This window comes from Synechococcus sp. PCC 7336 (assembly GCF_000332275.1).
Taxonomy (GTDB): Bacteria; Cyanobacteriota; Cyanobacteriia; order Thermostichales; family PCC-7336; genus PCC-7336.
This window is the reverse complement of record NZ_CM001776.1, coordinates 4,841,987-4,856,465: the sequence shown is the minus strand read 5'-3', so window position 1 is coordinate 4,856,465 and position 14,479 is coordinate 4,841,987. Positions and strand designations below refer to the sequence as shown.

The window sequence follows — 14,479 nt, the reverse complement described above, 5'->3', positions numbered from 1 at the left end:
ATTCGCTCAACCATTGCTAACGGCCAATTCCATGACCACCGCTCCATCGACACCCCTGCCAGCACCCCAACCCCTGCAAGGGTTTCGCTTATCTCCGCAGCAACAGCATCTCTGGACTCTGCAACAGCAGAACTCCACCTATGCTTGCCAGATGGTCTGGCGCTGGACCGGCAGCCTCCAGAGCGATCGGCTCCAGAGGGCACTGCAGCAAGTCATCGATCGCTACGATATTCTGCGCACTAGCTTTCCCCGTCGCCCCGGCACCAAGCTGCCCCTCCAAGCGATCGCTGCGACTGTGCCCCCGACCTGGAAAGAGTGCGATTGGAGTGAATTGCCCCAAGCGGAACAAATCGCTCGCCAACAAGCTTGCTTGCAAGCGGAACAGCAGCAGCTGGTGGAAGGAGGCCAGAGCCTGAGAGCAGTTCGAGCGAGCTTGTCCGAGCGCGAAAGCTGGCTAATCTTGACACTTTCGGGGCTCTGCGGCGATCGCCTTTCGCTTCAACTGCTATCGCGCGCGATCGCCAGCGCCTACGAGCTGGATGGCAGAGCGATCGAGGAGGATAAAGATCCGGTCCAGTACCTCCAGGTTTCCGAATGGCAAAATGAATTGCTCGCAACTGAGGAAGACGACTACTGGCCAAAACAATCGGCCCCAACACCTCCATTCCCATTGCCTTTGGAGCGATCGGCAACGCCTACATTCGTCCCTAGCGCTCTGGTCGAGCAACTGTCTGCCGAAACCGTGACTCGACTGACGGTTCTAGCCCGACAGCAAGAGGTCGAAGTCGCTGATGTTTTACTCGCTTGCTGGCAAGTTTTGCTGTGGAAGCTGACGGGAGAAACGGAGGGAAAACTGCATCTACTGGCCGACGGTCGGGATGAGGAGGAATTAGCGTCGGTCATTGGCCCACTGGCAAAATGGCTCCCCCTGCGCTACCCACTGCAACCGTCTTACCGATTTGCAGAAGTCCTCGCCCAATCCCAGAGCAGTTCCACGACGGCGAAAGAGTACCGAGATAGCTTCGGCTATGCATCTGACAAGAATGAAGCTGCAACCCATGGCGAAGGGATTGGCTTTGAATGGGCAAGTAGCTCGGCCCCTATTCGCAACGGCTCCACCGCCCTCGCCCTAGAACGACAACGGGTTTACAGTCACCGCCTCAAGCTCGCCCTCACCTGTCTCCACAGCGATCGCGGTCTTACCCTCGAATTCCATTACGACACTCAGCGCTTGCTGCTGTCAGATATCCAGCGGCTGAAACAGCAGTTTCTCGCTCTCGTAGAGGATGCCCTGGCCCATCCCGATCGCCCGATCGATCGCCTAGAAATTCTCGACGACCGCGATCGCCACCAACTTCTGCAAGCGTTCAACCAAACCGAACAATCGTTTGCCGCGATCGATGGCCTCCACACCCTCTTTGAAGCGCAAGTCGAGCAATATCCCGATCGCGTTGCCGTGGCGGGGGGCGGGCAACAGCTCACCTACAGCCAACTGAACCCAAAGGCCAATCAACTGGCTCGACACTTGCAAAGCTTGGGGGTCGGTCCCGAAACAATCGTCGGTATTTCTCTGTTGCGCTCTCCTAATGCCATCGTCGCGCTACTAGCAGTACTCAAAGCAGGCGGTGCCTACCTGCCCCTCGACCCCACATTGCCTGTTGAAGCGGCAGCTCAGCGCCTTCAGGATGCTAAGGCGATCGCCCTGATTAGCCAAACCCGCCTCGCCGCTAGGGTTCCCGATTCGGTATCGGCGGTGGTTTATATCGATGGCAGCGACGCCAATACGATCGCCACCTATCCTGACGACAATCTTCCCTGCCAGAACTGCGCTACCAATCTGGCCTACGCGCTCTACACGTCAGGTTCGACGGGAACCCCCAAGGGGGTGGCGATCGAGCATCGTCAAATGCTCAATTACCTACAAGCAATTTCGACCCAGTTGGACCTGCCCGCAGCCGCCCATTTTGCCTTGGTCTCCACCTTGGCCGCCGATCTCGGCAACACCGTTCTCTTCCCCGCCCTCACCTCCGGCGGCTGCTTGCACGTCATTCCCGAAGCGCAAGTGGCCGATGCCGCTGCCCTAACCGCCTACTTCCAGCAGCATCCGATTGATTGTCTCAAGATCGTTCCTTCTCACTTGGCCGCACTGCTACTCTCCGGTACCCCGGAAGCGCTACTCCCCAAACGTCAATTGGTCTTGGGGGGCGAATCCTTGAGTCGAGATCTGCTCGAAGTGCTGCAATCGAATCACTGTGCCGTCCTCAACCATTACGGTCCCACTGAAACAACCGTAGGTGTCCTGACTCATGCAACAAGTTCAGCGGATACCCGAGATACCGTCCCACTCGGACGACCCCTCGCCAACTGCCGAGCCTACGTACTGGATAGCCAGCTTCGACCCGTGCCGATTGGGGTGGTGGGAGACCTCTATATCGGCGGGGCGCAAGTGGCTCGCGGTTACCTCAATCGCCCCAGCCTCACGGCAGAGCGATTCCTGCCAGATCCTTTCAGCCGAGAAGAGGGAGCCAGACTCTACAAAACCGGCGATCGGGCTCGCTATCTTGCCGACGGCAAGCTGGAGTTTGTCGGTCGCAGCGATCGCCAAGTGAAACTGCGTGGCTATCGCATCGAACTGGGGGAAATTGAAGCAGCTCTGGTTCAGCATCCAGCCATTCAACAAGCCGCTGTTACCGTCTGGACCAAGAGCGCCACCGATCGCCGCTTGGCCGCCTACTTCGTCGCCGCCAAGGGGCAAGCGTCCCCCAGCACCAGCGACCTGCGAGACTTTTTGCGGCAGAAGCTGCCCCCCTTCATGCGCCCCTCCAGCTTCACCCTGCTGAAAACCTTGCCCCTCACCGCAAACGGCAAGGTGGACTGGAAAGCTTTACCCGACCCCGACTTCAACCGCCCCGATCTGGAAGCGACCTACGTCCCCCCCCGCACGGAGGCCGAGCGCCAGATTGCCAGCCTCTGGCAGGAGATTCTCGGCCTTGAAACCGTCGGCATTCAGGATAATTTCTTCGATTTAGGCGGCCACTCCCTCTCCGTCATCGCCATGCACGCCAAACTGCGCGAGCTATTCGATCGCAACATTGCCATCACCGACCTCTTCCAATACACCACCGTCAGCGCCCTCGCTGCCCATTTGACGCAAACCCAAACCCAATCTACAGCCGCCGATCGCAGCCGCGATCGCGCCGCCAGCCGCCTAGCTTCCCGCCAGCGCCGCCCCTCGCGAATGCGCTAGCGCCGTTTTCACTATCCCCACTCCGAAACCGTCAAACTCAGCCCACCTATGCTCGACTCCGCTTCTACTTCTATCTCGCCTAACGCGATCGCCATCATCGGTATGGCGAACCGCTTTCCCGCTGCTGCCACCCCCGCCCAGTTCTGGCAGAACTTGAGCCGGGGGGTGGAGTCCGTCACCTTTTTCTCGGACGAGCAGCTACAGGCCAACGGCGTCAGCCCGCAAATGCGCGATCGCCCCAACTTCGTCAATGCGGGCGTTGTGCTTGAAGATGTGGACCTGTTCGATGCCGACTTTTTCGGCTATCCCCCCCGCCAAGCCCAGATCGTGGACCCCCAGCAGCGCCTCTTTTTGGAGCTGGCTTGGGAAGCGTTGGAAACGGCAGGCTACAACCCCAATCTCTGTCCCTATCCCATCAGTCTGTTTGGCGGCGTCGGCGTCGGCAGCTATTTTCTCTACAACCTGTTTTCCAACCCAGAGCTAATCGGCACTGTTGGCGTCGGTCAAATCCGCCACAGTAACCGCCCCGACAACCTCGCCACCCGCGTCGCCTACAAACTCAACCTCAAAGGCCCAGCACTGACGGTCCAAACGGGGTGTTCTTCCTCCCTCGTCGCAGTTCACCTCGCCTGCCAAAGCCTGCTCGATCGCGAGTCCGATCTCGCCCTCGCTGGCGGTGCCTGCATTCAGCTCCCGCAGGGAATTGGCTACCTGCACCAAACCGGCGGCATTAATTCCCCCGACGGCCACTGCCGTGCCTTCGACGCAGGTGCGGCGGGCACGATTTTCGGCAGCGGTGCTGGCATTGTTGTCCTCAAGCGTTTGGAAGAAGCGATCGAAGCTGGCGATACCCTCTACGCCACCATCCGGGGTTCCGCCATCAATAACGATGGGTCGGCCAAAATTGGCTATACGGCTCCCAGCATTGAAGGACAAGCAGCCGTCATTGCCGAAGCGATGGCAGTGGCCGAAGTAGACCCCAGCGAAATTTCCTATATCGAAGCCCACGGCACCGGCACCGCCTTGGGAGACCCGATCGAAGTGGCAGCTCTCACGCAAGCATTTCGGGCGGGAACCCATGCATCGACAGCTCCTAAAACTGGCTACTGCGGTCTAGGCTCCGTCAAAACCAACATCGGTCATTTAGATGTTGCTGCGGGTATCGCCGGAACGATCAAAACGGTATTGGCACTACAACACCGACAACTGCCCCCCAGCCTGCACTACCAATCCCCCAATCCTGCCATTGACTTCGCCCGCAGCCCCTTCTACGTCAACGCCACCTTGCAAGACTGGGACTGCGGCGATCGCCCCCGTTTGGCAGGTGTCAGTTCCTTCGGCATCGGCGGCACCAACGCCCACGTCATCCTCGAAGAAGCCCCAGTTCCCCAACCTTCAGGCCCCTCGCGGCCCTGGCAACTGCTACCGCTGTCTGCTAAAACCGCCACCGCCCTCGATGCCGCGATCGCGCAACTGGTCGAGCACCTCCAGCAATACCCCGATATATCCCTTGCCGATCTGGCCTACACTCTGCAGTTAGGCCGCGTCCCCTTCGCCCACAAACAGGTCGTCCTCTGCCAGAGCGTACCGGAGGCGATCGCCGCCCTCGCCCCACCTGACCGAAGCTCGATTCAACCTCGGGAAACTGGCGACAGTAGCGTGGCTTTCTTATTTCCCGGCCAAGGCTCGCAGCACGTCAATATGGGCCGCGATCTCTACGACGGCGAGCCCGTCTTCCGTCAGGAGGTCGATCGCTGCTGCCAACTGCTCCAGCCACTTCTGGATCTAGACCTGCGCACCATTCTTTACCCCGATCCCGCGCAGCAAGCCCAGGCAGAGCAGCGACTCAAGCAAACTGACTTAGCCCAGCCAGCACTTTTTGTTCTGGAATATGCCTGGGCGCAGTGGTGGGCCTGTTGGGGCGTTCAGCCCCAGATGGCAATCGGCCACAGCATCGGTGAATACGTGGCGGCTTGCTTGGCAGGAGTGTTTTCCCTCGAAGATGCGCTTAGTCTGGTGGCCGTTCGCGGCAGACTAATGTCTCAAATGCCGTCGGGAGCAATGGTAGCGGTGCCGCGCTCTGCTAGAGAGATCGAGCCCCTGTTGGTACCCGGCACGGCGATTGCCGCTGACAACGCGCCGGAACTGTGTGCGGTCGCGGGACCTCCGGAGGCGATCGCTGCCTTCCAAACCAAGCTGGAGCAACAAGACATCAGCTATCGACCGCTACACACCAGCCACGCCTTCCACACCGCCGCCGTCGAGAGCATTGCCCCAACCTTTGCTGCCGAACTCGAAAAAATTCCCCTGGCTGCCCCACAATTCCCCTTTATCTCCAACCTGACGGGCACTTGGATCGACCCCGACACCGCCACCAAGCCCGACTACTGGGTGCAACAGATGCGTCAGCCCGTCCGCTTTGCCGCTGGCGTCCAATGTCTGCTCGACACTCCCAATACGGTTCTTTTGGAGGTGGGACCGGGGCAAGCCCTGACGACGTTGGCTCGCAAACAAGCCTCTCCCGAACACCCTCTAGTGACCTCTGCCCGCCATGCCAAACAGGAACGAGCCGATCTAGCCGCTGCTCTAGAAGCCCTCGGTCAACTGTGGCGACATGGGGTTGAGGTGGATTGGCAGGGGGGATCTGCCCGCGAGCAACGCCACCGCCTTCCCCTCCCCACCTATCCCTTCCAACGCCAGCGCCATTGGGTCGAGATGTCGCCGCAGTTTTTACGTGCCCTCGCTGGCAACGTCATACCCGCAGAGCCCCTTGCAGGGCCAGCCTCTCATGACAGCGCCAGCTCGCCACTTGCCACATCGGCAACAGCATCAACGCTGCCAACCCCAACCAGTCAAGACCCTCTTCAGCCCAACTCGATCGCCCCTGAAGATCTGCCTGCGAGCGCAGCGGAAAACGCGATCGCCACAGCCTGGGAAAAGGTACTGGGCATCTCTCCTATTGGCATCCACGCAAACTTTTTCGAACTGGGGGGCGATTCCGTTCAAGGTATCCAAATTCTGTCGTTGGTCAGTCAAGCGGGTTGGCAACTGGACCCCGCGCAACTATTTCAGCACCAAACCATTGCGGCTCTGGCGGCGATCGCCGTTCCCACACAATCCAGCGAGGCCGAACAGGGCATCGTTGCGGGTGCCGTTCCCCTCGTCCCCAAACAGCAGCGTTTCTTTGGGCGGCAACCCCTCAATCCCCATTACTGGGCTCGTTCGTTGGTGCTCGATTGCGGTGTTGCCCTCGACGCCGACTGCTTGCAAGAGGCCGTACGCCTCTGTTTGCTGCGCCACGATGCTCTGCGTTTATCCTTTACCCGCACGGCAGCTGGCTGGGAATCGGTCCAAGCTGAGTTCGATGGCTCTGTATTGCCCTCACCCCCGGCCCCTCTCCCAAGTTTGGGAGAGGGGAGCAACAGCCTCAAACCCGCAATTTACCGTTCTGTTCCCCTTCCCCCAAGTTTGGGGGAAGGGGTTAGGGGATGGGGGCCTGACACCTGTCGAACTGACCTGGCCCAAGCTGACACCGTTGTTGCCGTGCCATTGACTTGCCTCGACGTTACCGATCCGAAGGAAACAGCAGAGGAATTCGCCATGAAGGCGGCGGTGGCAGAGATTCAGGCTGGATTCAACTTAGAGACAGGACCTTTGCTGCATGTGGCTCTGTTCGAGCGCGGCGACGATCGCCCCAATCGCTTGTGGATTGTGGCACACGAATTAGCGATCGATCGTCAATCGCTGCTGATTCTGCTGGAAGATTTGCTGCTGGCTTACCAACTGCTACAGCGGGGGATGGCGGTGGAATTTAGACCCAAAACTTGCTCGTTCAAACAATGGGCCGAACATCTGCCTGAAATCGCCAGCTCACCCAGCGTCAAAGCCGAACGGAGCTATTGGCAACCCCTCTGGCAAGCCCTACCCCTTCTACCGCTGGATCGCCCCAGAGGCAGCAATCTCGCAGTCTCAGCCGCAACCGTCAAAATCGCCATTTCCAAGCGCTATACCCAACAGTTGCAGGACAAAGTCACCAGAACGGGGATCGAGATAGAGGTGTTTCTATTGGCTGCCCTCCTCATTGCTGTGGGGGATTGGACGGGGGCGCGATCGCTGGTGGCGGATCTCGAAGTCTCGGGGCGCGAGCTGCTGGAGAACACTGACTTTAGCGAAACCGTCGGCCCCTTCAGTAGCCGCTTCCCCCTCAAACTGGCGGCAGATTTCGACGACTCGCACCAGGCGATTGTACGTAAGGTTTCCGAAACCTTACAAGCGGTGCCCAACAGCGGCGTTCATTTCGGCCTGCTGCACGATCTCGACGACCCAGCTTCGGACGGCAGCCAAACAGGGTCGAGATCGTCCTCCCCCATCTGCTTCGACCATCTCGGCATGCTTGTGGGGACTGACTCGACTAGCGAGGCTTCAACTGAGGAGGCGTCTATGCAGAGAGCGCCAACTGCGCAGGCAGGGTTGCCCCTAGAGCTAGTGCCGGAACTTTGCACCTCCAGCCGCAGCCCGGAGGCTCAACGTCCTTACGTGCTCGAACTCCAAAGCTACATTGCCAACGACTCCCTGAGCTTCCTCTGGCACTACAGCTCCACCCTCCACAACCGCAAAACCATTGTCAGACTCGCCGAGGCTATGGCCAAGACAGTGCAATCCTTGGCCACTTCGGAAAGCCAACTGGCAGAAGCGACCCTTTCCCCCAATTTCGCCAGATCGCAAATTGACCCCAAAGATCGCGATCGCCTCCTCGATGCCCTGCGATCGTCCCATTAACCCCTCACCCTCTCGTCAAGTTCGAGGTAGACCCCGTGCCAGACCGCACCGTTGAAAACATTTACGAACTCTCCCCCATGCAACAGGGGATGTTGTTCCATACCCTGGCCTCACCTCAGTCGGGGGTATACGTGCAGCAGTATTCCTGGACGCTACAGGGAGAACTGCGTTTGTCCGTCCTGCAGCAGGCTTGGCAGCAGGTCGTGGATCGCCACGCTATCCTGCGCACCTCCTTCCATTGGGACAACCTAGAAAAGCCCTATCAAGTGGTCTACGAGCAGGTAGAGCTACCGTTCGAGCATCGCGATTTGAGCCAGATGCCCGCAGGAGAGCAGGCGGAGGCCCGCCAGGAAATCCTCGCAGCCGATCGCTCCAGGGGATTCGAGCTGACGGCAGCCCCCCTCATGCGGGTGACGATTCTTCAGCTCGATCGCGATCGCTTTCAAGTGGTGTGGTGCTACCATCACATCCTCCTAGACGGCTGGTCCCTGGCCACCCTCTACAAAGAGGTGATGCTGTGCTACGAAGCGCAACTGCGCCAGAAAACTCTGCAGTTGCCACCTCCTCCTCGCTTTCGCGACTACATCAATTGGCTGCAACAGCAGGATCTCGACAAGGCCGAAACCTATTGGCGACAGACTCTAGCTGGCTTTAGGGAAGCGATTGCCCTAGATCTCGATCGCCGCGCGACCCTGACATCAGCTAACTCCCACAGTGCTGAGAAGAATCGAGCCGAGAGTGCCAAATTTAGGGCAGTTTTGGACTCGGCCCCGAGCGACAAGCTCGTTCAGCTTTCCCGCCAGTACCAACTCACCCTCAATACGATCGCTCAAGGGGCTTGGGCGCTATTGCTGAGTTGCTACACGGGCGAAACCGATATTGTCTACGGGACGGCCTCATCCGGTCGCCCTCCCGAAATTCCCAACGTTAATGCGATCGTCGGTCTTTTTCTCAGCACCCTACCCGTCAGGGTTCGCATCGACCCCGACGCCCCTCTAGTGGACTGGTTGCAAAGTCTACAAATCCAGCAGGCTGAATCGCGACAGTACGAATACACTCCCCTCAGCCGCATCCAAAGCTATAGCGAACTCCCTCCCTCTACCCCTCTATTCGATTCCTTGCTTGTTTTCAGCAATACTCCCTCCGAGTCTGCCAGCAGCAGTCCGACGGGCAGTCTCGCCTTAGTCGAGCGGGATGAATTTGAGAAAACCAATTACCCCATCACCGTCCTGATTTCTCCCGGGACTAACCTGACGGTGGAACTGCTGTACGATCGCGAACGCGTCAATGGCGACAGCGCCAAACAACTACTAGAGCACTACCGCACCCTTTTAGCTGAAATCGCGATCGCCCCCCATTGCCCCCTGTCGGAGATAACGCCAGCGGCTCCAGATCGAGCGCAGCAGACCCTCTGGAATCAAACCGCCGCCGACTATCCCGATCGCCTCTGCCTCCCAGATTTATTCGCAGATCGGGCCCAACGAACACCGGAGGCGATCGCCGTATCCTACAAAGACGAACGGATAACCTATGCCGAACTAGAGCGGCGATCGGGGCAGCTAGCCAGTTATTTGCAACAGTTAGGTGTCGGTCCAGATGTTTCAGTGGGTCTCTGTGTCGATCGATCGTTGGACCTACCGATTGGCCTCCTCGCCATTCTCAAAGCCGGTGGCACTTGCGTTCCCCTCGACCCCAGTTATCCGCTCGAACGCCTGCGCATCATTTGCTCGGATGCTCGCCTGTCAGCGATTGTCAGTCAAGAGCACCTCCGCGATCGCCTCCCCGAAACCTCAGCACAGATTCTCTGCCTAGACCGCTGGGAGCCGTTCGACACTGACTCCAGCGATCGCCCTGCAGCCCCGCAGTTGTACCCCGATAACCTGGCCTACCTGCTTTACACCTCCGGCTCCACCGGACGGCCCAAAGGGGTGGCGATGACCCACCGAGCGATCGTCAATCTCGTTCACTGGCAGCGATCGCAATCCACCTCCGAAGCCGCTAGTCGCACCCTGCAATTTACCTCCCTCAACTTCGACGTCTCTTTCCAAGAAATTTTCTCCACCTGGTATGCCGGCGGCACCCTCATCCTCGTCTCCGATAGTATCCGCCGAGACATCCCCCAGCTATTGCGCCACCTGGATGACTGGCAAGTTACACGCCTATTTCTGCCCTTCGTCGCCCTCCGCCAATTGGCAGAGGTGGCGATCGAGCAAGCTGCCTTCCCCGCTCACCTGCGCCAAGTGATTGCAGCAGGCGAGCAATTGCAGGCGATTCCGCAGCTAGAAACCTTCTTCAGCTCACTGAATGACTGCAGCTTGCACAACCAGTACGGCCCTTCCGAAACCCACGTTGCCACTGCAGAAGCCCTTTCTGACGCCCCCTCCGAATGGCCGATCTTGCCGCCCATCGGTCGCCCCATTGCCAATACCAGCATTGATTTACTCGACGCCAAACTGCAGCCCGTCGCCACTGGCTTGCCGGGAGAAATTTACATCGGCGGCGTTCAACTCGCGCGAGGCTATCTCAATCGCCCCGATCTGACTGCCGCTAGTTTTATCCCCAACCCATTCAGCGATCGCCCCGGCGATCGCCTCTACAAAACCGGCGATCTCGCCCGCTACCTTCCCGACGGTCGCATCGAATATCTGGGCCGCATCGACACTTGCGTCAAGCTGAGGGGCTACCGTATCGAACTGGGGGAAATCGAAGTCGTCTTAGCCCAAGCGCCTTCTGTCAAAGCGGCGATCGTTGCGGTCCACACCAACGCAGCGGGCGATCGCCGTCTCGTCGCCTACATCATCCCCACCGAGCCAGAAGTCGCTTCTGCCGCCACCCTGAAGCAGTTTCTCCAAGAGCGGCTGCCGGACTACATGCTGCCCAGCGCCTTCGTTATCCAAGACAGCTTCCCCCTCACCCCCAGCGGCAAAGTCGATCGGCGCGCCCTCCAGCCCCCATCCAGCGATCGCCTCGACCTAGCTACGACCTACACTGCCCCCCGCACTCCCACCGAAGAACTCCTTGCCAGCCTTTGGGCCGAGGTGTTGGCCGTGGAACGGGTGGGCATTCACGATAATTTCTTCGATCTAGGCGGCCACTCGCTCCTAGCGATTCGCCTCGTCTCCCGCATCCAAACGGCGCTCGGCAGACCCCTGCCCCTGCTCAAACTCTTCGAATTCTCCACCATTGCCGAACTCGCAGCCTTCATCGATCGCGATCGCCAAACTGCCTCCGGCCAGGAACTCCTGCCCTTAGTGCCTGTCGAGCACGCCGAGGAACGACCTCTTTCTCCAACCCAAAAACGCCTCTGGTTCTTCACTCAGCAGGTGTCCCCCGACCATTACTTCTACAACACCGCCACTGGCCGACACATCACCGGTCCCCTCGATATCCCGGTGCTGAAGCAATGCCTCGCCACCATCCAGCAGCGCCACGACAGTATTCGCACGCGGTTTCGAACTGAGGGCGATCGCGTCATCAAAACTGTCCCCCCGGATTTACCCGTTAACCTATTGGTCGTCGATATCAGTGACCTGCCAAAATCCCTTCGCGCTGCCGAAACCGAGCGCCTCGCCACCCTGGAATTCCGCCAGCCCTTCGACCTCGCCAGCGGTCCTCTCCTGCGCACCAGCATCATTTGGGAGCATCCCGAGCAATCGATCGCCCTATTCACCTGCCACCAACTAGCTTTCGACGCCTGGTCTCGCAATGTCTTTATGCGGGAACTGGAACTGCTCTACCCGGCGATCGCCAGTGGTCGACCCTCCCCCCTACCGCCCTTGACCATCCAGTACGACGACTTTGTCGAATGGCAGCAAAAACGCTCGGACAGCGGTGCCCTCCAAGCCAGCCAAGCCTATTGGCAGGGGCAGCTCGCGCCTCCCTTGCCGATTCTGGATTTGCCCACAGACTACCCTCGTCCTGCCATCAAAAGCTTCCGAGGTGACATCCAACTCCTGCGCATCCCCTCCGGCTTAGCGGAGCGCTGCCGCCACCTCAGCCAGCAGGAGGGGGTCACCCTCTACATGACCCTGCTGGCCTCCTACTCGATCTGGCTCTACGCCTATAGCCAGCAAGAAGACGCGATCGTGGGGACCTCCGTCGCCGATCGCCGCCACACCGAAGTGGAATCTTCCATCGGCAGCTTCAACAACTATTTAGCCCTACGCTTGGATCTATCCGGCAATCCCACCTTCAAAGAATACTTGGGTCGCATCCGCCAGCTCGCCCTCTCCGCCTACGCCCACCAAGATATGCCCTTCGACCTATTGGTGGAATCCCTCCACATCGAACCGGATCTCAGCCGCACTCCCATCTACCAAGCGGCTTTTGCCTACAAGCGCTACCCCGACAACCCCAAAACCCGCAGCAGCAACCTCGAATTTCGTTCCTACCCCGTCAACTGGGGTACCGCCCGCTGCGATCTCACCCTCTCGCTGTTGGACAGTGGTGACGAAATTGTCGGCTTCTTGGAATACAGCGCCGACCTATTTACCTCAGACACGATTGTCGAAATGCTGCGCCACGCCCTGGTAATCCTAGAGGCGATCGCCACCGACCCCGATCGCCGCCTGTCGGAACTTCCCCTCGATCCGGGCACCGAACTGCTCGACTACCCCACCCCCAAACAGGAGCACTATCTCAAAGCCTTTACCCGGCGGCACACCCAACGCACCGAACAATCTAAGCAACTCGCCACCACCGCCCGCCCGCTAGTGGCCGATCGACGCTACCGCAATGGCTTCCACCCCCGCCTCAAGGAGATGGTCTATCCCATCGCCGTCGATCGCGCTGAGGGAGCCTGCCTCTGGGATGTGGACGGCAACGAATATCTCGATTTGACCATGAGCTACGGGGTGACCTTGTTGGGTCACAATCCCCCCTGTGTCAAAGCAGCTCTATTGGAGCAAATCGAGCGAGGCTTCCCTCTCGGCCCCCCAACTCCGCTAGCTGCCGAAGTGGCCCAAACCATCCAAACCCTGACGGGCTCGGAACGAGTCAGCTTTGCAGGCACCCGTACCGAAGCCTTCATTGCCGCCATCCGCCTCGCCCGCGCCCGCACCCAACGAGCCAAAATCGCTCTGTTCGCAGGCTCCTACCACGGCACCGCCGACACGACCCTTGCCCGCCCCCACAGCCTCAACCTCAACCCCCAAGGTTTACCGGGAACTGCTGGAATTCCGGCCAGCAGCGTGGCAGATGTGTTGGTGTTGGATTATGGCAATCCTCGCTCCCTCGAAATTGTCGAGGCCCGTGCAGCAGAGCTGGCGGCAGTATTGGTGGAACCCGTCCAAAGCCAAATTGCCGATCGCCTCGATCTCCAACCCAAGGGCTTTTTGCAGCAGTTACGCCACCTGACTCGCGAGCGGAATATCGCTCTGATCTTGGATGAAGTGGTGTTCGGCTTCCGCATTCATCCCGGTGGTTGCCAAGCTTGGTTTGAGGTGGATGCCGATCTGGCAGTGTATGGCAAACCGGCTGGTGGCGGGCTGCCCCTCGGCATCGTCGCGGGTAAAGCGGAGTATTTAGATGCGATCGACGGCGGTAGTTGGCAGTATGGCGACGATTCCGCACCCCAAGTTCCGCCCGCAGAATTTGGCAGTACCTACAGCACCCACCCGCTGGCCATGGCCTCTACACGAGCAGTTTTGCAAGCAATACAGCGACGGGGTCCGCAACTCCAATCTCAGCTCAACCAGCGCACTGACCAATTCGTCGATCGCCTCAATGCCGAGTTCTCAACCGAGCGAGTTCCCTTACAACTGAAACATTTTGGCTCCCGCTTCGGCTTGGTATCGATCGGGGGGGCTTTAGCCGGAGGAAGTGCCAATGTCTTTCGATATCACCTCTTAGAGCGGGGGGTATACCTCCAAGCAGACTGCGGCTCCTTCTCCAGCGCCCACACCGATGCCGATATCGAGGCGATCGCCGCTGCGTTTCGCGACAGTGCCAGGGCAATGCGTTCGGGCGGCCTGCTTCCCGATTGACGAATTTGATTCCCACATGGAGTGTTGACATGCATCAATCTGCCTTTCATACATCGAGGGCACCTCCCCTCCAAGGCAAGCCACCCCGACCTCAATCAATAATCGCTACGTAACACTATGGAGAACGTGCCATGACTCAAATGGGTGCTTACTGCAAGGCTTACCCCCTCAAACAATTGCAGCAATTCGAACATTGGCCGCGCCCCCTCAACTTTATGCGCAAGGAAACTCAAACTATTGATGGCCGGGAACGTGAAACTCAGCGGAAGCTGAGTGACGAAGACGTGCTCTATCTCCAAGAAAACTATGTCGTCACCGATGGAATTTTCTCGAACCAGAACGTCGTTTTCGAGGCTGTAACAGATGAATGGAAGGATTTCTGCGATCGCATTCTGGGGTTTGAAATCCCCGCATATACCAGGGGAGCAATGATGGCCGAAGACCGAATGTAATTTGCAGAGACTAGACC

At 59.0% G+C, this 14,479-nt stretch carries 4 protein-coding genes; all 4 read left to right on the top strand.

Going from position 1 to position 14,479, the window contains the following annotated elements:
* Nucleotides 1–31: 31 nt before the first annotated feature.
* The 4 genes from SYN7336_RS22970 to SYN7336_RS22955 all read left to right on the top strand — a co-directional run bounded on the left by SYN7336_RS22970 (nucleotide 32) and on the right by SYN7336_RS22955 (nucleotide 14,462).
* The gene (locus SYN7336_RS22970) at nucleotides 32–3,247 is read left to right on the top strand and encodes a non-ribosomal peptide synthetase (protein ID WP_017328295.1); all 3,216 of its coding nucleotides are present in this window, start codon (nucleotides 32–34) and stop codon (nucleotides 3,245–3,247) included.
* Between the two features lie 48 nt (nucleotides 3,248–3,295).
* The gene (locus SYN7336_RS27425) at nucleotides 3,296–8,026 is read left to right on the top strand and encodes a type I polyketide synthase (protein WP_083885859.1); all 4,731 of its coding nucleotides are present in this window, start codon (nucleotides 3,296–3,298) and stop codon (nucleotides 8,024–8,026) included.
* A 35-nt stretch (nucleotides 8,027–8,061) separates the two neighbouring features.
* A complete protein-coding gene (locus SYN7336_RS27415) occupies nucleotides 8,062–14,010 on the top strand; it encodes a non-ribosomal peptide synthetase (protein WP_017328293.1) in 5,949 nt (1,982 codons plus the stop codon).
* A gap of 131 nt (nucleotides 14,011–14,141) precedes the next feature.
* The gene (locus tag SYN7336_RS22955) at nucleotides 14,142–14,462 is read left to right on the top strand and encodes a hypothetical protein (RefSeq protein WP_017328292.1); all 321 of its coding nucleotides are present in this window, start codon (nucleotides 14,142–14,144) and stop codon (nucleotides 14,460–14,462) included.
* Nucleotides 14,463–14,479: the final 17 nt, after the last annotated feature.

Excerpts from the sequence above, each read along its gene's own strand:
- SYN7336_RS22970 (WP_017328295.1), top strand. The coding sequence starts at position 32 with ATGACCACCGCTCCATCGACACCCCTGCCAGCACCCCAACCCCTGCAA.
- SYN7336_RS27425 (WP_083885859.1), top strand. The coding sequence starts at position 3,296 with ATGCTCGACTCCGCTTCTACTTCTATCTCGCCTAACGCGATCGCCATC.
- SYN7336_RS22955 (WP_017328292.1), top strand. The coding sequence starts at position 14,142 with ATGACTCAAATGGGTGCTTACTGCAAGGCTTACCCCCTCAAACAATTG.